The sequence below is a fragment of the Winogradskyella eckloniae genome (genome assembly GCF_013249045.1).
In the GTDB taxonomy this organism is placed as follows: domain Bacteria; phylum Bacteroidota; class Bacteroidia; order Flavobacteriales; family Flavobacteriaceae; genus Winogradskyella; species Winogradskyella eckloniae.
Genome location: NZ_JABRWP010000005.1, coordinates 276,192 through 300,900, shown reverse-complemented (window position 1 = coordinate 300,900; position 24,709 = coordinate 276,192). Strand labels below are relative to the sequence as shown.

Here is a 24,709-nt window from a genome sequence, read left to right as displayed (position 1 = left end):
TTCTTTGCGAAATAGCGCTTTTGCGAGCGTCTTTTTTTATCCTTCTAATTTTTCAGACAATTCAAACCAACGCATTTCTTTTTCTTCAATGGTATCTATAATTACTTGTAATTGATCTGATAGCTTTTTTATGTCGTCTTGAGATAAATCTGGATTATTGAATTTAGCTTCTAATGCTGTTTTATCTAATTCTAACGACCTAATTTTAGATTCTAAATTTTTGTATTCCTTTTGTTCGTTATAATCTAGTTTATTGGCTTCGTTTTTCTTTAAAGCTTTGGTGTTATCTGTTTTTTCTACGTTTTCTATTTGCTTTGGTTGACTACTATCATAAGCTCTAAAATCTGAATAATTGCCAGGGAAATCATCAACAACACCTTGACCTCTAAAGACAAACATATGGTCTACAATTTTGTCCATAAAGTAACGGTCGTGAGACACAACTAAAAGTACACCAGGAAAATCCATTAAGAAATCTTCGAGAACATTTAAGGTTACAATATCTAAATCATTAGTAGGTTCATCTAAGATTAAAACATTAGGATTCTGAATTAAAACAGTACATAAATACAAACGTTTTTGTTCGCCACCACTTAGTTTTTCTACAAAGTCCCATTGCTTTTTTCTATCGAATAAAAAACGTTCTAACAATTGCTGAGCGCTAATTTGTCTGCCTTTTGCTAGTGGAATAAAATCGCCAAATTCTTTAATAACGTCTATGACTTTTTGGTTGGGTTTAGCTGTAATGCCGCCTTGTGTATAGTAGCCAATCTTAACCGTTTCTCCAATAACCACCTTGCCACTATCTGGCTGCATGCTTTGCGTAAGGAGATTTAAGAACGTAGATTTTCCGGTGCCATTTTTACCTATGATACCAATGCGTTCGCCTTTTTTAAAGGTGTATTCAAAACCATCTAAAATGGTTTTGTCTTTAAATGATTTAGATACCTTATGGAACTCTATAATTTTACTTCCTAGACGTTCCATATGTATTTCTAATTGCACTTGGTGGTCGTTACGACGTTGGTGTGCTTTAGACTTAATTTCAGAAAAATCGTCTATTCTACTTTTAGATTTTGTGGTACGTGCTTTAGGTTGGCGACGCATCCATTCGAGCTCTTTTTTAAAGAGTTGTTTGGCTTTACCAACTTCGGTGGCTTCATTTTCAATTCGGGCTTCTCTCTTTTCTAAATAATAGGAGTAATTGCCTTTATAGGTGTATAGTTGACCTTGGTCTAATTCTATAATTTCGTTACAAACGCGTTCTAAAAAATAACGATCGTGCGTTACCATAAAAAGGGTTTGTTGCGTTTTAGCGAAGTAATCCTCTAACCATTCTATCATTTCTAAATCGAGATGATTGGTTGGCTCATCTAATATTAAAATATCAGGTTTGCTTAAAAGCGCTTGGGCTAATGCTAATCGTTTTTTTTGGCCACCAGAGAGGGTTTTAACCTTAAGCGTTAAATCATCTAGTTTAAGTTGAGAGAGCGTTTGTTGGTATTGGGTTTCAAATTCCCATGCATTGTTTCTATCCATGGCTTCAAATGCTTTTTGATAAGCATCTGTGTCTTCTGGATTTTTAAGGGCATGTTCATAAGCTTCAATAACTTTAAGAATAGGAATGTCTGAAGCAAATATGGTTTCGTCTAGTGTAAGATTTGGGTCTAAATCGGGTTCTTGGTCTAGGAAGGCCAATCTAAGCCCTTTTCTAACTACAATTTGCCCATTGTCTGGTGCATCTTTGCCGGCTAAAATATTAAGTATGGAAGTTTTTCCGCTTCCGTTTTTAGCGACAAATGCAATTTTTTGATCTTTATGAATACTAAAAGATAAATCCTTAAAGAGTACTAGCTCTCCAAAGGACTTTGATATGTTTTCTACGTTAAGATAATTCAAGTTTATTGTTTTTAAAAGGAATAAAACCAAAAACAAAAGTAATTGTTTTGTTATTACTATTGATACATTATATTTGTCTTTAAAGATCCATTGTACTTATGAAGCGTATTAAGCTTTTAATTATTATACTGAGTTGTATTCTTGTTTCCTCTTGTATTCCGCACAAGGACACAATTTACTTACAAAACAAAGCGGATTCAACAAACGATTCTATTCCATATAATTTAAGTGAAATTCAAAAGCCGTATCGTATTCAGGTTAATGATATATTAAATATACGTGTTAAAGCATTAGACCAAGAAACGGTGTCAATTCTAAATCCAACAGGCGAGGACAATTTAAATGCAGGAAGTGCAGAACGTGCTTATTTTGATGGATTTACTGTAGATGTTCATGGAAATATAAGAGTGCCTACCTTAGGTTATATTAATGTTTTAGGGTTTACAACGGAAGAAATTGAAAAAAAAATTGAGCAACAATTATTAGAAGAGCAATTTAAAGAAACCGCTAACATATTTGTTACGGTTAAATTGGCAGGCTTAAGATATACAGCAAATGGCGAAGTAGGCGCACCAGGTAGTAAAGTGTTATTTACAGAGCGTGTTAATATTTTTGAGGCCATTGCGAATGTTGGAGAAATCCCTATTACCGGAAACAAAAAAGATGTATTGATCATAAGGCAGTATCCGCAAGGCCAACAAATTCATCATTTAGATTTAACGGACTTAAAGGTAATGCAGTCTCCGTATTATTATATTCAGCCCAATGATATCATTTACGTGAAGCCATTAAAACAAAAGTCAATAGGAACAGGCGAGACAGCAATATCCAGTATTTCTGCAATAGCATCTATTCTTTCACTTCTTACAACTGGGATTTTACTATATTCAAGACTTTAAAATGTTATGAGAAATTACGACGATATAGACGATGTAGAATCACATAGTATAAGTTTTGACTTTAGAGGTTATTTATTTAAAGTATTAAATCTCTGGAAATTTGTATTGCTATGTGTAGGTGCAGCCTTGTTAATAGCCTATTTTATAAATGTAAGAAAACAAAACGTTTATAAATTAGATTCACTAATTTCTGTCGATAACGATCAGAATCCCTTTTTTACAGCAAACACAAGTATTTCATTTAATTGGGGCGGAGTGTCTGGTAAAGTAGGGAAAATAATGACTGCTATAAAAACCAGAAGTCATAATGAGAAAGTCGTAGATTCTCTAGAGTATTACATGGATTTTTTGGTGGAAGGGAAGTATCGTAAAATTGATATATACAAAAATGCACCATTTGATTTTAAATTAGATAAGACTAAAAACCAAGTATTAGGCTATCCTATAGGAATTCGTTTTTTAAATAAAAATGAATATGAAGTTTTTACCGAGTATGAAGGAACAAGTGCTAACGCGCAACAATATAACACCAAAAAAGTAACTCGCGTAAAAATGCCTGAAGGTATCTTTACAAAATCCTTTAAAAATGGTGATACTGTAGCCTTACCTTTTTTAAATGGGCAACTCGTCTTTAAATCGGGTTATGATATTGCGCCAGGATCGGAATATTTTATAAAGTTTAGCAGTTTTGATGGTGTTGTAAATTCATACAAATCAAAGATAATTATCGGAACATTTTCGGCAACATCACCTTCAATTTTAAGATTGCAATTATCTGGTAATAATAAGGATAAGATTGTAGATTATCTTAATGCTACCTCTGCGATTTTGAGTAAAACCGAACTAGAGCGAAAGAACTTATATGCAACCAATACTATAAAATTCATTGATAGTAGTTTGGCTGCAGTTAATATGAATCTCAAAGATATTACCGATGAGATGAATACCTTTAGGAATGAAAATAAAGTTTTTAATATAAGCGAAGAAATAACCCAAATTTCAGATCAATTACGAGAGTTAGAATTAACGAAACAAGAGGAAGAATCTAAACTAAATTATTTAAATAACCTTGAGGTGTATTTAAATACAAAGACGGATTATACCAATATTGCAGCGCCAACAAGTGTTGGGATCGATGAAGGAAATATACTGAATAGCGTTTCAAAAATAGTGGCTTTAGCTGCGGAACGCCAAAATTTAGAATACACAACTAAAGAAGGTTCAGGGCTTTTTAAAGAAATAGATAGGCGTATTAATTCAGAAAAAAATGTACTATTAGAAACGGTTGATGCTACAAAGAAAATTACATCAATTCAGATTTCTACCCTAAATAAAAATATTGCAAATTTAGAGTCTAAGTTGAGTGGCTTACCAGAAGATGAGCAGCAATTTCTAAAAATTCAAAGAAAGTTAGACATAAGCCAGGAAGCGTATAATATCTATATGGTAAAACGCAGTGAGGCAGCAATTGTAAAGGCAGCAAACATTTCTGATTTATCAGTTATCGATGAAGCTAAAGATATTGGAGGCGGATTAATAGGTCCAAATAAGTCATTGAACTATATGATGGGTTTAATGCTTGGTTTCTTTTTTCCTATGCTACTGATATTTGTTGTTTATTTATTAGATAATACCATACATGGATCTGATGAAGTTACAAGAATGTCTAAAATCCCAATCTTAGGTTTAATAGGGAAATACAGATACAAAAATAACTTAATAGCTTACGAGAAACCAAAATCTGCAGTTGCAGAATCCTTTAGAGCGATAAGATCGAGCTTACAATTTATTTTTAAAAATAATAAGGACACAGAAGGCAAAGCGAATACCTTAATGATTACCTCTTCTGTTAGTGGTGAAGGGAAAACTTTTACGTCAATTAATATTGCTACGGTCTATGCGCTTTCAGGAAAAAAGACCATTTTGTTGGGATTAGATTTAAGAAAGCCCAAAATATTTGGTGATTTTAATATTACCAATGAAAAAGGTATTGTAAATTATTTAATTGGTGATGATGAGTTAGAGCAGGTCATTACACATACACATATAGAGAATTTAGATTTAATTCCGTCTGGTCCTATTCCTCCAAACCCTTCAGAATTGTTAATGAGTAATAAGTTGAAGGACCTAATAAATCAGCTCAAGCAAGAGTATGATATGATTGTGTTAGACACACCGCCTTTAGGATTAGTAACAGATGCATTAGAATTAGTGCAATATGCAGATGCCTCCATTTTTATGGTGCGTTTAGATTATACTAAGAAAGGCATGTTGCAGTTAGTTAATGCCAAATATAGAACTGGCGAACTTAAAAATGTTAGTTTTGTATTGAACTTTTATAAGCATAAGAGCAATTATAACTATGGTTATGGCTATGGTTACGGTTACGGTTATGGTTACGGTGTATATGGCAATGCATATCATGAAAAAGATAAGTATTCGATCTTTAAAAGAATTAAGAATTTTCTTAAAAAAATATAATTCAATTCCATTTAAATTTTGATCACAAAAAAACAACTTAAAATCAAACGCGGATTTGATGTTTTGGTTGTGTTGCTGTTCTTACCTATAGTATTGGTGCCTATAGTTATTCTTGTTTGTATAGCTACAATAGATACGAAGCGCTACGGAATTTATAGTCAGTATCGTATAGGTCAACATGGCAAGCCATTTAAAATATATAAAATAAGAACTCTAAAGGATGGCGATCACCAATTGGGACACCTAAATGATTATGCGACAGCGTTTGGAAAATTTTTACGTGCGTCTAAATTAAATGAACTTCCTCAACTGTATAATGTGTTAATAGGTGATATGAGTTTGGTTGGGCCACGACCTGATTTAGAGGGATTTGCAGATCAATTAAAAGGCGATGACCGAAAAATTTTAATAGTTAAACCAGGAATTACTGGACCCGCAACACTTAAATATAAAAATGAAGAACGCGTATTAGAACGTCAAAACAATCCTAATCAGTACAATAGAACGATTATTTGGGTAGATAAAGTGAAAATCAATAAAAAGTATGTTGAGAATTACAGTTTTTACTTAGATTTGACACTCATTTTAAAATCTACTTTAAACAAATGACACATTCAGAAGACAAAATTGCAATCATTGGATTAGGTTACGTCGGTTTACCCCTTGCCGTAGAGTTTGCCAAAAAATTCTTTGTAGTTGGTTTCGATATTAATAAACAGCGAATCAGCGAATTAAATAATGGTATCGATAAAACTTTAGAAGTTGAAAACGATAACTTAAAATCTGTTTTAACAACAGATTTGAATGCTGATAAAGGCTTATATATAACTGATGACTTAGACGCATTAGGGATTACAAACTATTATATTATTACGGTGCCAACACCAACTGATGCATTGAATAAACCTGTGTTTACACCGTTAATAAAAGCGAGTGAAACCGTGGGTAAAGTGTTGAATGAAGGTGATATAGTAGTTTATGAATCTACAGTGTATCCTGGTGCAACAGAAGATATTTGTATTCCGGTATTAGAGAAAACGTCTGGATTAGTATATAATAAAGATTTTTATGCTGGCTATTCTCCAGAAAGAATCAATCCAGGTGATAAAGAACATACCGTAACCAAGATATTAAAAGTAACCTCTGGTTCTACACCAGAAGTTGCCGTTAAAGTTGATGAGCTTTATAAAAAAGTTATCGTTGCAGGAACGCATTTAGCGCCAAGTATTAAAGTTGCAGAAGCTGCAAAAGTTATTGAGAATTCTCAAAGAGATATCAATATTGCCTTTGTAAATGAATTGTCTAAGATCTTCAGGTTATTAGATATAGATACTAAGGCAGTTTTAGAAGCGGCAGGTACAAAATGGAACTTTTTAAAGTTTTCACCAGGATTAGTTGGTGGACATTGTATAGGTGTAGATCCATATTACTTAGCTCAAAAAGCAATTGAAACAGGATATAATCCTGAAATTATATTAGCTGGTCGTAAAATGAATGACAGTATGGGTGGCTACGTTGCTACAGAAACTGTAAAAATGATGATTAAAAAAGGAGCAACCATTAAAGGGTCAAAAGCACTTGTTTTAGGCATCACGTTTAAAGAAAACTGTCCAGATATAAGAAACTCTAGAGTTATTGATATTATTGAAGAACTTCAAACGTATCACGTTAATGTTGATGTTTATGATCCTTGGGCTTCAGCAGAAGAAGTAAAACATGAATATAACTTAGACTTAATTACCGACTTTGATAAATTAGGTACTGCGTATGATTCAATCATATTAGCCGTGTCTCATAAAGAGTTTTTAGAATTAAAATTAGATAAATTAAAATCAGATACAGGTGTTATTTTTGATGTAAAATCGTTACTTCCAATAGACACTGTAGACGCAAGATTATAAAAAAATGTACTCAAATCCACATCACACAACAGACCTATCTCAATTAAGTTTTTTAATAACTGGAGGTGGAGGCTTCATAGGCTCAAACCTAACAGAATACTTATTAAAATACAATGCTAAAAAAGTAAGAGTATTAGATAACTTTTCTAATGGTCATCGCGAAAATTTAGCAGAATTTATGGATAATCCTTCATTTGAGTTAATGGAAGGCGATATTAGAGATTTAGAAACCTGTAAAAAAGCCATGGAAGGCATTGATTATGTCTCTCATCAAGCAGCATTAGGCTCTGTACCACGTTCTATAAACGATCCTGCAACGACGAACGAAGTTAATATTTCAGGATTTTTAAACATGATGATTGCTTTAAAAGATAGTCCAACGGTAAAACGCATGGTTTATGCGGCATCAAGTTCTACTTATGGAGATAGTAAATCTTTACCAAAAGTGGAAGATACTATTGGTAAGCCTTTGTCGCCTTACGCTGTAACAAAGTATGTAAATGAATTATATGCAGATGTTTTTGGGACGACGTATGATACTGATGTTATTGGTTTAAGATATTTCAATGTGTTTGGGCCAAAACAGAGTCCAAGTGGTGCATATGCAGCTGTAATCCCTTTGTTTATGCAAGCTCTAAAGGACAATGTGCCTTCAAAGATCAATGGCGATGGTGAGCAAACAAGAGATTTTACATTTATTGATAATGTAGTACAAGCCAATGTAAAAGGATTTTTTGCATCAAAAGACGCTAAGAACGAAGTGTTTAATGTGGCTTGTGGTGAACGTATTACTATTAACTATTTGTGGGAATCGTTAAGGATTGCTGCAGACTCAGATTTAAAAGCAATTTACGGACCTACTAGACAAGGTGATGTTAGGGATTCCTTAGCAAATATCTCAAAAGCAGAAAACCTTTTAGGATATAAACCAAAATATACAGTAAGAGAAGGACTTAAGATAACTTGGGATAGTTTCGATTCTTAGTCTATTCTAAATAAATTTTATAATGGGATGATTGTACACTTGTCAATAGTGCTCAATGATCCCTTTTTTTTGTGGTATAGGATTGCTAATCCTCTCTGATAATTTTGGTAAAAAATTAATCCTACGTTTTAGCTAGCATCGGTTGTCATAATTTTTCCGTATTTCTTTAGAATTATTATCTTTACCTAACTAAAAATATGATGCAAATTGAGTAAGCTAGAAGATGACGATTGGTTGTATACAATTTCATCTAAACGAAAATTAATTGACTTTAATTTTCAAGAAATTTGGAATTACAGAGATCTGTTGGTGCTCTTTGTAAAAAGAGATGTCGTTACCGTTTATAAACAAACCATATTAGGACCACTTTGGTATTTAATTCAACCCTTATTCACCGCACTTACATTTACTTTAATATTTAATAAAGTGGCCAATATAGAAACAGGTACAGTGCCACCGTTTCTATTTAATTTAGCAGGTGTTTCAATTTGGAATTATTTTAATACCTGTTTAACGTCTACGAGTGATACTTTTACAACTAATTCGGCTATTTTCGGAAAAGTATATTTCCCTCGTGTTATTGTTCCCTTATCTATTATTATTTCTAATTTACTAAAATTTGGTATTCAGTTATTCATTTTTATAACATTTTATGTGTTTTATAAATTTAGTGGAGCAGCGATAAACCTTGATAGTACTGTGATATTTTTTCCAGTATTAGTTGTCTTAATGGGTATGATGGGTCTTGGATTAGGAATGATTATTTCTAGTCTTGTTACGAAATATCGTGATTTAAAATTTTTAGTAAGTTTTGGAGTGCAATTACTAATGTACGTTTCTGCCGTAATGTATCCATTGGCTCTTATAAAAGAGGAAATGCCTAAAGTTTCATGGATAGTGGAGTATAACCCTTTGGCGTATATAATTGAAACAGCAAGATATATGCTTCTTGGTACAGGCACGTTTAGTTGGTTTGGGATTATTTACACGGTAATCGTAACTATAATCGTGTTTTTATTAGGAATCATTATCTTTAACCGAACCGAAAAAACATTTATCGATACAGTATAAATTCTTGTTATTTAAATTTGATTAAAAAGCCATATGAGTATCATTCTTAAAGCTGAAAATATAAGCAAACAATATAGACTTGGTGTGGTTGGTACTGGTACAATAAGTCATGACATTAATCGATGGTGGGCAGGAATTAGAGGTAAAGAAGATCCTTATTTAAAGGTGGGTTCAGAAAATGACCGAAGTACAAAAGCCGATAGTGATTATGTCTGGGCCTTACAAGATATTAACTTTGAAGTAAGAAAAGGCGAAGTTCTTGGCATCATTGGTAAAAATGGAGCAGGTAAAAGTACTTTACTTAAAATTTTATCAAAGGTTACGATTCCTACGACTGGAGTAATAAAAACAAAAGGCCGAATAGCATCACTTTTAGAAGTTGGTACAGGGTTTCATCCAGAATTAACTGGCCGTGAAAATATTTATTTGAATGGTGCTATTTTGGGAATGACCAAAGCCGAAATTAGAACAAAAGAGGCCGAGATTATTGAATTTTCGGGCTGTGAGCGCTATGTAGATACGCCTGTAAAACGCTATAGTTCTGGGATGCGTGTACGTTTAGCCTTTGCTGTTGCGGCTTTTTTGGAGCCAGATATTTTAGTTATAGATGAGGTGCTTGCTGTTGGAGATGCAGAATTTCAGAAAAAGGCTATTGGCAAAATGCAAGACATTAGTAAAGGAGACGGTCGTACTGTACTTTTTGTGAGTCACAATATGGGAGTTATACAGAGTCTATGTGATGAAACAATTTTATTACATAATGGAAGGTTTGTAGAGAAGGGGAAAACGGAGCATGTTATTAATACCTATTTAAAGCAAAATATAGGTAATGATGCCGTTTTTAATTTTGATATTCCGAAAAACAATAACATTCAAGCCTATGCTACAAAATTAACTATTGTAGATCTAAATGATAATTTAATGAATGAAATTCCTATTGGTAAACCATGGAAAGTTAAAATTCATTTTACGGTTTGTCAAGAAATTAATAATTTGATTATTGGCTTGGGTATGACAGATATGTTGAACGCACCTATTAGAACATCATGGACGCCATCAAATAATTTAACACCTGGTGAATATATTGCTGAATTTGTAGAGGATTCTGTGGTGTTTAATCATGGTCAGTATAAATTGAAAATCGGCATTTCTAAAGGATTTCATTCCATACAATATCTAGATGAGAATGTTTATATTACAATATCTGAAGTTGTGTATAAGCAAGATAAAACTGTTTTAACAAATGGCAATGGTGTGTTTTCAAATCAGATGAAAATGAATGTTTATAAAACTTAAGTATAGAATCTAAAAATAAATATGTTGTTATTGAAAATAAAAAGAAAGTTGAAAAAAGTGTTTACTGATTCAACTTTTACTGATTTTAAGCAAGAGTCTTATTCACAGACAGGAGAGGATGTTATAGTGAAATTTATATTTGATAGATTGGGAATAAAAGCACCAACGTATATAGATATTGGCGCGCATCATCCCTTTAAATTAAGTAATACAGCTTTGCTATATAAAACAGGGAGTAGAGGTGTAAATATTGAACCAGATCCAGATTTATTTAAATCTTTTTTAGAATATAGAAAAGAGGATATTAATGTTAACTTAGGAATTGGCGATACCAATGCAGAATTAGATTTTTACGTAATATCGTCACCAACGTTGAATACATTTTCTAAAAAAGAAGCAGAAAGCTATCAAACGGAAGGAAATTATTCAATAAAAGAAGTAAAAAAAATTCAGGTTAAAACTGTTAATAGTGTCTTAGTAGAATACGTCAACGGAAAATTTCCTCAATTTTTAAATTTAGATGCGGAAGGTATAGATGATTTAATAATTAAATCTATTGACTATGAAAGCAACTTTCCTATAGTTATTTGTGTTGAAAGTATCTCTTTTTCTACAAATGGAAATGGCATAAAAAACTCGGCATTGATCGAATATATTGTTAGTAAAGGCTATATGGTTTATGCAGATACATATATCAATACCATTTTTGTTAGAGAAGAATTATGGAGAAATAAGTGAAATTATTAAATTCTGAAATGAATATAAAAAATAAAATACGAAGTATTTTCCAGAACAAGTCGCATTCAAAATTGACTGTAGGTAAGCACAATGTAAGAAATAGAAAAGAATGGCTTGAGGGTGTTCTAAAAAAAATTCCTGAAGGTGGAAAAATATTAGATGCAGGTGCAGGAGAACAACAATACCGAGGATTTTGCTCTCATTTAGACTATGTGTGTCAAGATTTTGCAGAATATAAACCTGAAACATTAGAAGATGGACTACATAGAGAAAAGTGGGATTACGGGAAATTAGATATTATTTCAGACATTGCATCAATTCCTAGAGAGAATAATTCGTTTGACGCTATAATGTGTACAGAGGTTTTTGAGCATATTATTAACCCAAGAGAAGCCGTTAAAGAATTTTCAAGACTTTTAAAAAAAGATGGTTTTCTTATACTTACAGCGCCATTTTGTAGTCTAACTCATTTTGCTCCTTATCATTTCTATTCTGGATTTAATCGTTTTTTTTATGAAACAGAATTGAAAGCACATGGTTTTGAAATCGTAGAGATGGAAGCAAATGGAAATTATTTTGAGTTTCTTGCTCAAGAGGTAAATAGATTATCTTATGTCTCAAAGAGGTTTAGTAACGTGACGCTTAACTCTAGCCAATTAAAAACCATCAACAATTTAAAAAAAACGTTGCAAGAGCTGTCTGAAAAAGATGAAAATTCCGCAGAATTATTGTGTTTTGGATTTCATGTGTTGGCAAGAAAAATATGATTTTAATTAGATTAAAAGGAGGTTTAGGGAATCAAATGTTTCAGTATGCATATGCAAGTATACTTGCCAAAAAGTGTAATTTACCCTTAAAAATAGATACTCAATTTTTTAGCTTAAGTAAGGATATGGTTGGTGTAACTCAGCGAGAATTTGAACTGACAGTATTCAAAAACAGATATCAAATTGCGACTTTAAATGAGATAAATTCATTTACCGAATTGTCTTTTTATAATAAAATAAAAAGAAAACTAGGTTTTAACTATCCGAAGAAACACAATGAAGGTTCAAGGTTGTATCAGGATGAGGATTATAAATTAAAAGCACCTGTTTATGTAAATGGGTATTTTCAGAGTTATAAATATTTCCTAGGTTATGAAGAATTTGTAAAAAAATTATTTCACTTTTCTACAGATGATTTAGATGCGAAAAACACTAGTTTACTATCAAGTATAGAGGAGGCTAATACTATTTCTATTCATGTAAGACGTGGAGATTATGTGACGGATTTAAATATTAATAACACACATGGACTTTGTGATATAGAATACTACATGGCATCTATCAATGTATTAACAAAAGATAACGCTAATTCCACATTAGTTTTCTTTTCTGACGATAGCGATTGGGTAAAAAAGACTTTTTCTCATTTATCAAACCCTAAAATTTTTGTTAATCATAATACAGGTAGTCATAGTTGGAAAGATATGCTGCTAATGAGTAAGTGTAATCATAATATTATAGCAAATAGTTCCTTTAGTTGGTGGGCAGCTTGGTTAAATTCAAATTCAGAAAAAAAGGTTGTTGCCCCAAAACAATGGTTTGCAGACCAAAGTAGAAACACTACTGATTTAATACCAAAAGAATGGATTCAGATATAAAACAAAGTCCAAAATTAACGGTATTGTTACCTGTATACAATTGTGCTAAATATGTTAGTGCTGCAATTGATAGCGTTTTAATGCAAACCTTTAAAGATTTTGAATTTATTATTATAGATGATGCCTCTACAGATGATACGCTAAAGATTATCAATACGTATTCAGACGCCAGAATTAAGGTAATTAAACAACAAAATAACTATGGGATTACTCATAATTTAAATTACGGTTTAACAATAGCTCAAGGCAAATATATCGCTAGAATGGATGGTGATGATATTAGTTTGCCAAAACGTTTTGAAAAGCAAATAACGTATTTGGATGCTAACCCAAATGTTATAGTCTGTGGCACTAATTATAAAATTTTAGATACAGATATTATTAAAAATTTGCCAAGTTCGCATGATGATATAAAGGTAGAATTATTATATGGTAGCTGTTTTGGTCATCCAACAGTAATGATGCGAAGAAGCGTATTTCATGATAATAAAATAGCGTATAACACTACATTAGAGACTGCTCAAGACTATAATTTATGGGTAAGGTTATTGCAGTATGGTGAATTACATAATTTAACAGAGGTCTTATTAGAATACAGAATACATGAAGATCAAATTTCAAAAAAAAGGAAAGTATCGCAGCAAATAGGAGGTGTTAAAACAAAATTTTTGCTGTTAAATTATTTAAAACCTAATTTAGACGAAAAAGAACAACATTTGTTAGAGAAAATACTTCTTTCTATTAAGTTAGAAAAAGAGATTTTGGAGTTTAATGAGATTAATACCTTTGTAACGAAAACAAAGCAGAAATTAATCAAAGCAAACAGTATAAGATTTTTTAATTCTGTTGGTTTTAATAAGTATTTAAACTATCTAGAACATATTATTATTAATGACTACTTCTCTTATAGAGAAAATTTTAAACCAATTATTTTTTTAAATTATTTAAAAGTTAAGAGACGTTTTAATTTTAAATTATCTTTTTACAATGAAATTAAACTGTTAACAAAATCATTAGTTTATTTTAAGAAGTAAATTAGATTCAAAAAAAGATTATAATTAAACTTTAATGAAAAAAGCTTTAAAAGAAATACTACCAAATCGGTTTGTTGAATTTATTAAATTAAAAAGACAGAAAAATGCCTTTAAGAACAAGCCTATTAAGGAAACGTTTACCTTAATTAATGAGAGTAACTATTGGAGAAGTGAAGAAAGTGTTTCTGGAGATGGTTCAGAATTAGCAGTAACCCAACCGTTAATTAGTGAATTACAGCTTTTTTTAGCAAAGCAGAATATTAAATCGATGCTAGATATACCTTGTGGCGATTTTAATTGGATGCAACACACTAATTTGCAAAACATTAAATATATAGGAGGCGATATTGTAGAGAATTTAATTGCTGAGAATAATTTTAATCATGGCAATGCATCAATTAATTTTTCAGTATTAGATTTAACAAAAGATTCTTTACCAAAAGTTGACGTTATTTTTTGTAGAGATTGTCTAGTGCATTTATCATTTAAAGAAATTTATAAGGCATTGGTTAATATTAAAAAAAGTGAAAGTAAGTATCTGTTAACCACATCATTTTATAATTGTGATAGTAATAGAGATATCATTACAGGGCAATGGCGAAAATTAAACTTTGAATTGTTTCCGTTTTATTTTAAAAAACCAATCTACGTTATTGATGAAAAATATACAATGAAAGGACAGAAATATGCAGATAAGACCATGTGCTTATGGGAAGTAAAAGATATCGTAATCCCATTTAAATTAAAATTATATAACTGGCTTTCATAACTGTAAAATAAAGCATGAAAAAAATTAAAATCATTCAACTTTTTGAAGCCTATGGCGATATATATCAGCCGTACATTCCGCCTGTGATGGAATCTTTAAAAAAGAAAGACGATTTTGATATGCAAATAGATGTTTTTAAGGAGCATGCAAAGGCAGATGATGTAAATGTTATTCCTGGATATTATAAGAGAAAGATTAAAGAAAAAGCGTTGTCTTTGTCTAATAAAGGTGCGGTTAAACTAAATTATATCGAGAATAAATATCTTAAAAACAAAGTTGATATAGTGCACTTACAGCACTCGTATTTGCACAAAAAAGTTAAACGATTACTCGCCATACCAAAAGCTCAAAGACCCAAAATAGTTATTACCCTTAGAGGCGCAGATACCTACATGAAGCCATGGATTGATAAAAACTGGGTAAATTTTTATGAAACATATGGTCAGTATGTAGATGCTTTTATTACCATGTCTGAGCATCAAAAGAACTATATGCAAAAATGGGGAATACCTCTAGATAAGATTCATGTTATTCCTATTTCTTATGGCAATGCTTTTAAGACCTCAGAACGACTACCAAATACAGAAAGCATTCAACTCATTTCAGCGTTTAGAATGTGTTGGGAGAAAAATATAGAAGGTAATTTACGCGTTGTGAAGTTACTAAAAGACAAAGGGCTTAGGGTAAATTACAGTATTTACGGTAATGGTCCAGATGCTTACCAAGTACCTTATTTAATAGATAAATATCAATTATCAGAAGCCGTACAGTATTACGGAAGTATTGAAAATAAAGCTTTAAAACAAAAATTAAATGAGGCAGATTTTTATGTACAGCTCAGCCATTCAGAATCTTTAGGCATGTCAATCATTGAAGCACAGACCTATGGTTTGCCTGCCATAGTTTCAGATAGTGATGGACTTCCAGAAGTTGTTATTCATAATAAAACGGGTTACTGTGTTAAACCCTATGCCATTGAAAAAGCAGCAGATTATATAGAGACTTTATGGAATGATTCAGATCTTTATAGATCGTTTTCTTCTGCTGCGGTAAAACACAGTCAGGTTACGTTCTCCATACAAAATGAGGTCGAAAAATTAAGTCATTTATATCAATCCTTAATGAGCAAATAACAATGTGTGGATTTATAGGTGAATTTAGTTTTCAAGAAAGTGATTTATTATCAACTTCTGCATTCTCAGATATTTTAGCTTTATCTAAACATCGTGGACCAGATGCCACTGAGATTAAGCGTGGTCAAAATTTTCAATTAGGGTTTAATCGCTTATCTATTTTAGATCTTTCTCCAAATGGCAATCAACCCAAACAAAGTCCATCTGGTCGTTATCATGTTGTTTTTAATGGAGAAATTTATAATTATAAATCGTTAGCGGAAACGTATCAACTAAAAAATTTACAGTCTTCTTCGGATACAGAAGTGATTATACATTTATTAGATGTAATTGGTATTAAAAAAACCATAACCCTATTAAACGGTATGTTTGCTATTGCCATTGTAGATACTGAAAAAAATACATTTAATCTCACTCGAGATTTTTCAGGAATAAAACCTTTGTTTTATGGTGTAACTGATAAAGGTGTTGCTGTAGCTTCTCAGTTTGATCAAGTTTATAAACACCCTTGGTTAAAGTCTAATTTACAACTAAGGCCTTCCATTATGAAGGAGTATTTTGGGTTTGGTTATATGCAAGCACCAAATACGGTTTATCAATCCATATTTCAGGTAAATCCTGGAGAATGGATTGTAATTAAAAAAGATAAAACCATCAAAAAACAGCAGCTTATAAGTTTTGATAATGTTGCTGGTAATCAGAAGATTGAAGATAATCAAACTGCAACATCATATAATGAATTATTAGGAAACGTTGTAAAACGTCAATTAATAAGTGATGTGCCAATTGCCACATTTTTAAGTGGAGGTGTAGATAGCCCATTAATTTCAGCACATGCTAAATCCAATAAAAATGATGTTGAAGCAATAACGTTAAAGGTAGATGATGAAACTTTAAACGAAAGCGAAATAGCGACATCTTATGCAGAAGCACTAGACCTAAAGCAAGATATTTTTGAGATAAAAGCATCGGAAATATTAGAAAGTATTGATGCCTATTTTGAGAAATGTTCAGAGCCTTTTGGAGATTATTCGTCCTTACCCACTTTTCTCCTCACGCAGCATGCCGCCAAAAATTATAAAGTAATGTTGTCTGGTGATGGAGGAGACGAATTATTTATGGGTTATCCAAGATTTAGACAATTTATGGCCCATTACTATTTGTATAAACTACCATTCGGACTTAGGAAACCATTGGTGCGTTTATTGAATAAAACCAAAATAAGTAAAGTGTCTGCACCTTTTTATTACCAAACTATAGGTGATTGGCAAATGGCAAAGCATTTACATATATTTCCTAATATTTTAGATGAAATGTTTCCTGGTGTTGATTATTCTACAGAAATTAAAGCGTTGTACAATTTTAAAGAGGTTACGAATAAACAAACGTTACTTCATAGTTTAAAACACAACGAGTTTTATGCTCATTTACAACGTGTACTCATAAAAGTGGATCGCTCTAGTATGGCAAATAGCTTAGAAGTGCGTGTTCCTTTTTTAGACAAAGAGAGTATTGACTTTTCGTGGAAAACAGCATCAAGTTTACCAAAACATAAAATTCTTAAAAAAACACTCAAAGATTGTTTAGGTCAGTATGTGCCAAAAACATTGATAAATAAAACCAAAATGGGTTTTATGGTACCTTTAGATGATTGGTTAAAAAACCAATTAAAGGAAGATGTCCTATATCATGTGTTTGAGATACCTTTTTATGGCGCAGAATTTTTAGATGAAAATCGAATCAAAGGAGCCGTTAAAGATTATTATGAAAAGGGATTGTTTTCGGCTTGGGGAATTTGGCATATTTATGCTTGGCAAAAATGGGCTGTTAAACACGTGTATAAGTAATGGTCATGGAAAAAAAATCGTTAGCAATAGTAATTTCATTAGCAAAAAGTCATATTCATTATTGTAAGGCTTTAATTGCTAGTATAGAGCATTACGGCATTGAAAACGATGTCATAGTCATAAAAGATGGCGATTTTAATATAACATCTATTCAAAATAAGAAGCAAGTAACCGTTATCTCTACCAAAGAAATAAATCAGTTCCATGATTTTAAGTTAACAGGTTTACTCACTAAAATAAACATATGCTTTTTGTCTAAAATGGGTCATAAGTATGATTATTATTTGCACATGGATGCAGATTCTATTATTACGAGTAGTGACTTTAAATTAAAACTAAATGACTTAACAGGAGATTTTTATATTCTACAAGGCAAAGCAATCAACTATAAAGATGAAAAGCTAGCAAAGCTATTTAACAACTTCGCCTATAATCCAAGTACTTTTGAAAACTTAACGTTTCATTTGGACCATATGTGGTACTTTTCTTCAGGACATTTTATTATGAATTCCTATTTTATAGAACAGTTAAAACATAATTTAAAAACATATAGGTCTGAGCTAAATACAGGGTTTTCTAAGCAAACACGCTTTAAATTTGGAGATCAAGGATTTTTTAATTTTGTTGTAAACCTGTTGTGTATTGAAAATAAATTAAATGTAGTAGGTGTAAATAGTGGAATTTATGGCAAGGCAAAGGAAGCACAACACCAAATGTTAACCCTTAACACAGTAAAAGACAAAGTAAACACCAATGTAGATTTTATTCATTTCACTGGTCCAAGTAGAAAGGCAACTTTAAAAGCACATAATTTTGGAGCCATATTGTACTTCTTTAATAAGTTGTTTTATAAAAACGCAATGTTTTTCTATATAGATAATAGATTGAGGATAATAAAATATTACTTTCAATCCTATAAGAAGAGAATAGTTTTGAAATTAAAAACAGTATTTAAAATAAAAAATTAAAATATTGACCTTTAATGATTAACCATGAACATAAGATAATCTATATTCATATATCTAAATGTGCTGGCACAAGTGTAGAGAATGCATTTGGATTACTAAATCAGCGCGTTAATGTTGCAGATTATGAGCATTTGTATGGTTGGAGTGATAAAGATAAGCTCTTTCTTCAGCATGCAACACCTCAGCAATTATTTGATTTAGGATATTTAAATGATGAGATATGGAATAGTTATTATAAGTTTATAATAATTAGAAATCCTTGGGACAGATTGTATTCTGATTACCTTTGGATGCTAAAGCAAATTAAAGGTTATGGGAGTTTTTTTCAATTTATAAAACGGGAAGGCGGATTTAAAAAGCGATTGACTCTAAAGGATAGATATTACAGAGGAGATCATCTTAATTCACAAACAGACTATCTGAAATTAAATGGAAAATTGATAGAATATGATAAAATTCTTCATTTTGAAAATTTATTATTTGAATTTAAGGAATTAGAAAGAGATTTAAATTTGGAAGACGGTTTTTTTGAAGCCAAAAAAAAGGTAGCCAAAAAGAAATTTAAGCATTACTCTTTGTTTTATAATAGAAGAAGATTACAACTTATTGAAAAGTATTTTAAGGAAGATATTACAAATTTATCATATAAGTACAAACAAAAATACCGTTATAGTTATAGGAAGAATATGCTCTTTTTATTTTATCATTTCCCATTAAAAACGGCTCTGAAAAAGATAAAACTTAAATTTATAAAATAATTAGCCACAACTAAATATTGTATAGCTATAGAAAACTCTGATAAAGTGAATCCCTTAGTATCAATCATACTTCCCAATTACAATCATGCATCATTTTTGCAAGAGCGTTTAGACAGTATATTTAATCAAACGTATTCGAATATAGAAGTGATTATATTAGATGATTGCTCTACAGATAACAGTTTAGAGCTTTTAGAAGCTTATAAAAATCATCCCAGAGTATCACATTTTATAGTTAATTCTAAAAATACAGGATCGCCGTTTAAGCAATGGCAAAAGGGATTTAACTTAGCAAAAGGCGATTTCATTTGGATTGCTGAAAGCGACGATAAAGCAGAGCTAAATTTTATTGAAAAACAGCTAGAAGCTATACAATTATATTCAAGCGATGTTGTGGTTGCAAAAACGTTAAACTTTAACGAGAAAGGTGTTTTTGATGAGGTCAACCATCCAGTCTTTAGGAATAACCAAAATGAAATATTGAATCTTCAGGAAGTGCTCTATTGTCCAATATTAAATGTCAGTGCCGTAATTTTTAAATCGCATTTGTGTAAATTTGCAAAAACGTTTACCGGCTATAATATTATAGGAGACAGAGTGTTTTATCATGAAGCATTTTTAAATTATTCTATAACTAAAAATGATTCAACAATTTCGTATTTTAGAAAATCTGGAGATAGTGTTTCAACATTGAGTAATAGAAGTAAAACGTATTATAAAAATTACTTTTTAGAGCATCTAAAATTCATAAAACACGTTAAACAAACGAGCGATCTTAGTAATGAATTATACAATACTTATGTTACGCGTTTTTTTAATAGAGCACGATATAGAATGTCTAGAAAGGAAAAATTAAATACCAATTATTTAAAAATGTACATAACCTATAAGCTAAACTTAAAACGTAGTAAATGAGAGTTGCTTTAGTTATTACAGTAAAGAACGAAGCACGTTTGCTTCGACAAAACTTGCTTTACCATTTGGCCATTGGTATAGAGAAAGTGTATGTGTATTTTGATGGCACAACAGATAATGGTCAACAACGGATTAAAGACATCGAAGGCGTAGAGACGAATGCGTCTATTTCTGCGGAGAAATATAGTCATTTAGGTTACTTAAAGCATCTTTGTGATAATAGAGATGTCATTCACACCGCAAGGCAATGTTTAAATACTTACGATGCACAAATGAAGTGCCAAGCTTTAGGAATCGATTGGTTAATTTCATTAGATGCTGATGAATTGTTTTTAACGGATTATATAAAACCCATTAACTTATCTCATTTTTTTGAAGCTTATAAGGCTTATGATGTAATTCAGTTTAAGACAATAGAAGTGTTAGCCAGAAAAATGGCTTATAATAAGGTGATGTTAGAAGAAGTAAAGTTCAAAATTCAAAAGAATTTTAAAAGTCATTTTAATCGTATTTATTTTAAATTTTATAATCCTTATAATAAGCAGTCCCTTTCTCATCCACATTGGTTAGGTCATGATATGGGAAAATTGGCGATTAGAGTTGACTCTAATACAATCCCTAAAAATGTGCATCGCTACCAAACGATAGATAAAACAGCTTTAAAAAGCGAAAAAGGCGGTTATTTGCTTCATTATCATTTGTATGATTATCAAGATTTTATAAAGAAATATCAGAATTTTAAAGCACATCCAAATACATTTTTGAGTGGAAATAAAATAGGATCATTAAAGACACTTTGGCGAGATATGGTTAACGATCCTCAATTTGATGATTTATTTTTACAAAGGTATTTTGAGGATAATATTTTAATTACAGAAGCCAAGCTGAAGACATTACAACATTTACGTTACTTCTCTTTCATCAAAAGAAAGGTTAAGGCTATTACAGAGGTTACGTACCCACAAACAATTCTTAAATCTGTAAAACAGTCATTGTAAATTATGCCAGAAATTAATACATCTATTATTCCTGTAAAGCAAAAGTTTGCGACGCTAAAAAATGAACCTAAGGTCATAGATCTAGAGGCTATTTGTGTGTACGTGGCTACAGGTTTTTTTTTAGATGATGATACCTTTTGGAAGCATAAAAAAGTACTTAGGCCAGGAACAAAAAATATATTAGATAGCGATGGTAATTTAGTGTCTAGTAGCCAGCATTTTAAATGGCACTACAAGCCCGATGAATCGTTATCTTTTTCTGACGCTGTAGAAAATTTCGGAGCATTATTTGAGAAAATTATAGATAGACAAGTAGGCGATCAGCGAGTGATTTTACCATTATCTGGTGGTTTAGATAGCAGAACACAAGCTGTTACACTTCATAAGCTAAATAAAAATGTATCGTCTTATTGTTATGCATTTAAAGGTGGCTATCCTGAAGCGAAAATAGGAAAATCTATAGCCAAAACTTGTAATTTCGACTTTAAAGCATTTACCATTCAACCCAATTATCTTTGGTCTAAGATTGATGATTTAGCGAAAATAAGTGAATGTTATTCTGAGTTTTCGCACCCAAGGCAAATGGCTATTATTGATGCCTATAAAACTATGGGAGACGTTTTTAGTTTAGGGCATTGGGGCGACGTATTGTTTGATGATATGGGTGTTTCTGATAATTTAGGACGTAATGACCAAGTAGACATACTTCTAAAAAAGATAGTTAAACCTTCAGGTATAGCGCTTGCTGAAAAATTATGGAAGCATTTTAACTTAGATGGTAAATTTAAAGATTACTTTACAGCAAGAATTTATAAGCTGTATAAAAATATTCATATTGAAAGCAGTGCTAACGCTAGTATTAGAGCTTTTAAAAGTACCTATTGGGCACCACGCTGGACAAGTATCAATTTAAACATATTTAGCGAAGTAAAACCAATAACTTTGCCGTATTATGATGACGAAATGTGTAAGTTTATTTGCCAAATTCCGGAATCTTATTTGGCTCAAAGAGCGATTCAAATTGCGTATATAAAAAGAAGAGCTCCAGAGTTGGCTAAAATCGTATGGCATCAACAAAAACCGTTTAATTTAAATACGTATCAGTATAACAAAACACCATTTAATTTGCCTTATAGAGTGTATTCTAAACTTAATAGAATGTCTAAGGATTTCATAGGTAAACCATTGGTACAACGTAATTGGGAATTACAGTTTATCGGTGAATCTAATGAGGCGATGCTAAGAGATTATCTTTTTAAAAATAGTTTTATTCCAAAAGATATAATTTCTGAAGTTTTTAATGATTTTAAGACGAAAGATAAGGTTTACCATGCACATGCAGTGAGTATGTTCTTAACCTTGAGCTTATGGGACAAGCATTTCAATAATGAATAGTTTTAAAATGTGTGGCGCGCACAAAATGATATGAGTACGACATCAAAAATAAAAATATTATATACCATTCCTAACTTTGATACAGCTGGTAGTGGAAAGGTGGTGTATGATTTAGTTAAAGGCTTAGATACGTCAAAGTTTGATGTTGCTATTGCATGCACACATAATAGAGGAGGTTTTTTTAAAACAGTAGAAGCTCTAGGACATCCTATTTATATTTTCGATACAAAAACAAATTATAGACCTTATGTTTCACTTTTAAAAAGGTTAAGACCTATTTCAAAATTTTACAAAGCGCATCATTTTGATATTGTTCACTCATGGCAATGGAGTAATGATTGGACGGAAGCCCTTGCAGCACGCTTAGTAGGTAAAAAATGGATTTACACTAAAAAGGCAATGGGATTTAATAAACATTGGAAAATAAAAAGCTATTTAGCCAATTTTATTGTCACCATCAACGATGAAATGACACAGTATTTTCCCAATAAAAAATCACAAAAATTAATTCCATTAGGTATTGATACGGATTATTATAATGCGGCAAATTTTGAAAAAAAAGAATCGCGTTTTTTTGAAATCATAACGGTCGCTAACCTTGTGCCTGTAAAAGGAATTGAAGTTTTAATTAGAGCGATAGCACACTTAAAAGATCAGAGCATTCGATTGAGCGTTTTAGGTGATAATGCTAATGACTATGGAGCTTCAATTAAAGCACTTTGTGAAGAATTAAAGGTTGAAGATCAAGTGATTTTTCTAGGAAAACAATTAGATGTACGTCCATATATAGCAAATTCAGATTTATATGTCATTCCTACTTTAGATCAAGGTAGAAAAGAAGGTATGCCAATGGCCTTGGTGGAAGCTATGAGTATGGGAATACCAATTTTAGGATCTAATATTACAGGCATCAATTTTGTTTTAAAGGCTTTTGAAGGTTTATTGTTTCCGGCAGGAGATTTTAAGGTTTTAGCAGAAAAAATACGTCATAATCAGAAGTTAAGTGTTTCCGAACGACATAATTTAGGCAAACAGTTAAGAGTGTATTGTGTTAAGGAATTTGCGATGCATAAATTTATTGAGGCACATGAAGAATTGTATACAAAACTAATAACAAAGTCCTAATGCCAAAATTCAATAAACATATCATTGTAGTGGGTACGGCCAGGAGTGGGACAAGTTGGTTGAGTGAAACCATGGCGCAACAGCATAGATATCGTATGCTTTTTGAACCAGAGCATGAAACCCGAACAAAGAAAGGTTATTTATTATGTGATCAATGGTTAACGTCAAACACTAATACTAGTGAAACCCATCGCTATATAAGTCAAGTTTTAAAAAACCGTGTCGATTGTGATTGGATTGCGCAAAATAGCAATCGTAAATACAAATTACATCTATGGCCTTTTATTCCTAAAAAGTATGTCATCAAATTTGTACGTGCTAATCTTGCCGCACAATACATAAATAGTGCTTTCAATGTACCTGTAATTCATATTATCAGAAATCCTTATGATGTGATTTTATCGCAAAAGCGTTCTAATTTTCCATGGTTATATGATTTGTCCATCTTTACAGCACAAGAAAAATTAGTGCAATTAATTAAAGAGAAATTTAATTACGATATAAGCACATATACTAAACTTACCAATATAGAAAAACTCTGTTTGCGTTGGTGTATAGAAAATGTGGTGCCTTTAGAAGTGTTCAACGGTTATAAAAACAAAGCAGCAGTTGTAAAATATGAAGATTTGGTGTCTGATATTGATGTGTATTATTACCTATGTGAATCTTTTGACATTGAACCAATTAGCAATTTAGAATCCCACTACAGAAGACCTTCAAGTAAAACACATCCTAAAAGTGAATTAATCTCAAAGCAAAATCAAACGAAAGCTAAAATCACTGAGGTAGATAGGGCAAGGGTTAATGAAATATTAGATATATTTGAAACGCAGTTATACCAAAGAGCATAAT

At 31.5% G+C, this 24,709-nt stretch carries 22 protein-coding genes; 21 read left to right on the top strand and 1 reads right to left on the bottom strand.

Translation table 11 applies throughout. From position 1 onward, the window contains the following. Window positions 1-36 precede the first annotated feature (36 nt). Complete coding sequence (locus tag HNV08_RS10990) at window positions 37-1,899, bottom strand: ABC-F family ATP-binding cassette domain-containing protein (protein WP_173281363.1); 1,863 nt, start codon at window positions 1,897-1,899, stop codon at window positions 37-39. Window positions 1,900-1,997: 98 nt separating this feature from the next. Here HNV08_RS10990 and HNV08_RS10985 point away from each other — a divergent pair, with 98 nt between their 5' ends. The 21 genes from HNV08_RS10985 (at window position 1,998) to HNV08_RS10885 (ending at window position 24,708) form a co-directional block, all read left to right on the top strand. Then, window positions 1,998-2,798: a polysaccharide biosynthesis/export family protein gene (locus HNV08_RS10985; protein WP_173281362.1), complete on the top strand. Its 801-nt coding sequence runs from the start codon at window positions 1,998-2,000 to the stop codon at window positions 2,796-2,798. Window positions 2,799-2,804: 6 nt separating this feature from the next. Continuing rightward, window positions 2,805-5,279 (top strand): polysaccharide biosynthesis tyrosine autokinase, encoded by a 2,475-nt coding sequence (locus HNV08_RS10980; RefSeq protein ID WP_173281361.1) that lies wholly within the window; start codon window positions 2,805-2,807, stop codon window positions 5,277-5,279. Window positions 5,280-5,297: 18 nt separating this feature from the next. Continuing rightward, a complete protein-coding gene (locus HNV08_RS10975) occupies window positions 5,298-5,888 on the top strand; it encodes a sugar transferase (RefSeq protein WP_194242002.1) in 591 nt (196 codons plus the stop codon). Continuing rightward, window positions 5,885-7,180: a nucleotide sugar dehydrogenase gene (locus tag HNV08_RS10970; RefSeq protein ID WP_173281360.1), complete on the top strand. Its 1,296-nt coding sequence runs from the start codon at window positions 5,885-5,887 to the stop codon at window positions 7,178-7,180. The genes HNV08_RS10975 and HNV08_RS10970 overlap by 4 nt, the downstream gene beginning before the upstream one ends. Window positions 7,181-7,184: 4 nt before the next feature. After that, window positions 7,185-8,165 carry an SDR family oxidoreductase gene (locus tag HNV08_RS10965; RefSeq protein ID WP_173281359.1) on the top strand — a complete coding sequence of 327 codons (981 nt, stop codon included), beginning with the start codon at window positions 7,185-7,187 and terminating at the stop codon, window positions 8,163-8,165. A 207-nt stretch (window positions 8,166-8,372) separates the two neighbouring features. After that, entirely contained in the window at window positions 8,373-9,236 is an 864-nt protein-coding gene (locus HNV08_RS10960) for an ABC transporter permease (protein WP_173281358.1), read from the top strand. Between the two features lie 33 nt (window positions 9,237-9,269). Continuing rightward, window positions 9,270-10,532 carry an ABC transporter ATP-binding protein gene (locus HNV08_RS10955; protein WP_173281357.1) on the top strand — a complete coding sequence of 421 codons (1,263 nt, stop codon included), beginning with the start codon at window positions 9,270-9,272 and terminating at the stop codon, window positions 10,530-10,532. A 30-nt stretch (window positions 10,533-10,562) separates the two neighbouring features. Next, complete coding sequence (locus HNV08_RS10950) at window positions 10,563-11,270, top strand: FkbM family methyltransferase (protein WP_206677685.1); 708 nt, start codon at window positions 10,563-10,565, stop codon at window positions 11,268-11,270. Window positions 11,271-11,287: 17 nt separating this feature from the next. Continuing rightward, on the top strand, window positions 11,288-12,037 hold the full coding sequence (locus HNV08_RS10945) for a class I SAM-dependent methyltransferase (RefSeq protein ID WP_173281355.1): 750 nt from the start codon (window positions 11,288-11,290) through the stop codon (window positions 12,035-12,037). Further along, on the top strand, window positions 12,034-12,915 hold the full coding sequence (locus tag HNV08_RS10940) for an alpha-1,2-fucosyltransferase (protein WP_173281354.1): 882 nt from the start codon (window positions 12,034-12,036) through the stop codon (window positions 12,913-12,915). The genes HNV08_RS10945 and HNV08_RS10940 overlap by 4 nt, the downstream gene beginning before the upstream one ends. Next, a complete protein-coding gene (locus HNV08_RS10935; protein WP_173281353.1) occupies window positions 12,900-13,949 on the top strand; it encodes a glycosyltransferase family 2 protein in 1,050 nt (349 codons plus the stop codon). The genes HNV08_RS10940 and HNV08_RS10935 overlap by 16 nt, the downstream gene beginning before the upstream one ends. A 34-nt stretch (window positions 13,950-13,983) precedes the next feature. Next, a complete protein-coding gene (locus HNV08_RS10930; RefSeq protein WP_173281352.1) occupies window positions 13,984-14,718 on the top strand; it encodes a class I SAM-dependent methyltransferase in 735 nt (244 codons plus the stop codon). A gap of 14 nt (window positions 14,719-14,732) precedes the next feature. Continuing rightward, window positions 14,733-15,851: a glycosyltransferase family 4 protein gene (locus HNV08_RS10925; protein WP_173281351.1), complete on the top strand. Its 1,119-nt coding sequence runs from the start codon at window positions 14,733-14,735 to the stop codon at window positions 15,849-15,851. Window positions 15,852-15,853: 2 nt separating this feature from the next. Beyond that, complete coding sequence (gene asnB, locus HNV08_RS10920) at window positions 15,854-17,698, top strand: asparagine synthase (glutamine-hydrolyzing) (RefSeq protein ID WP_173281350.1); 1,845 nt, start codon at window positions 15,854-15,856, stop codon at window positions 17,696-17,698. A 5-nt stretch (window positions 17,699-17,703) separates the two neighbouring features. After that, window positions 17,704-18,666 carry a hypothetical protein gene (locus HNV08_RS10915; RefSeq protein ID WP_173281349.1) on the top strand — a complete coding sequence of 321 codons (963 nt, stop codon included), beginning with the start codon at window positions 17,704-17,706 and terminating at the stop codon, window positions 18,664-18,666. 14 nt (window positions 18,667-18,680) lie between these two features. Further along, window positions 18,681-19,424 (top strand): sulfotransferase family 2 domain-containing protein, encoded by a 744-nt coding sequence (locus HNV08_RS10910; protein ID WP_173281348.1) that lies wholly within the window; start codon window positions 18,681-18,683, stop codon window positions 19,422-19,424. Window positions 19,425-19,469: 45 nt separating this feature from the next. Beyond that, a complete protein-coding gene (locus HNV08_RS10905; RefSeq protein ID WP_173281347.1) occupies window positions 19,470-20,339 on the top strand; it encodes a glycosyltransferase family 2 protein in 870 nt (289 codons plus the stop codon). Then, entirely contained in the window at window positions 20,336-21,337 is a 1,002-nt protein-coding gene (locus HNV08_RS10900; RefSeq protein WP_173281346.1) for a glycosyltransferase family 2 protein, read from the top strand. Before HNV08_RS10905 ends, HNV08_RS10900 begins: the two co-directional genes overlap by 4 nt. 3 nt (window positions 21,338-21,340) lie before the next feature. Further along, window positions 21,341-22,732 (top strand): asparagine synthase-related protein, encoded by a 1,392-nt coding sequence (locus tag HNV08_RS10895; protein WP_173281345.1) that lies wholly within the window; start codon window positions 21,341-21,343, stop codon window positions 22,730-22,732. Between the two features lie 30 nt (window positions 22,733-22,762). Next, window positions 22,763-23,857, top strand: coding sequence for a glycosyltransferase (locus tag HNV08_RS10890; protein ID WP_173281344.1), 1,095 nt, complete (start codon window positions 22,763-22,765; stop codon window positions 23,855-23,857). Further along, entirely contained in the window at window positions 23,857-24,708 is an 852-nt protein-coding gene (locus tag HNV08_RS10885) for a sulfotransferase domain-containing protein (RefSeq protein ID WP_173281343.1), read from the top strand. Before HNV08_RS10890 ends, HNV08_RS10885 begins: the two co-directional genes overlap by 1 nt. Window position 24,709: the final 1 nt, after the last annotated feature.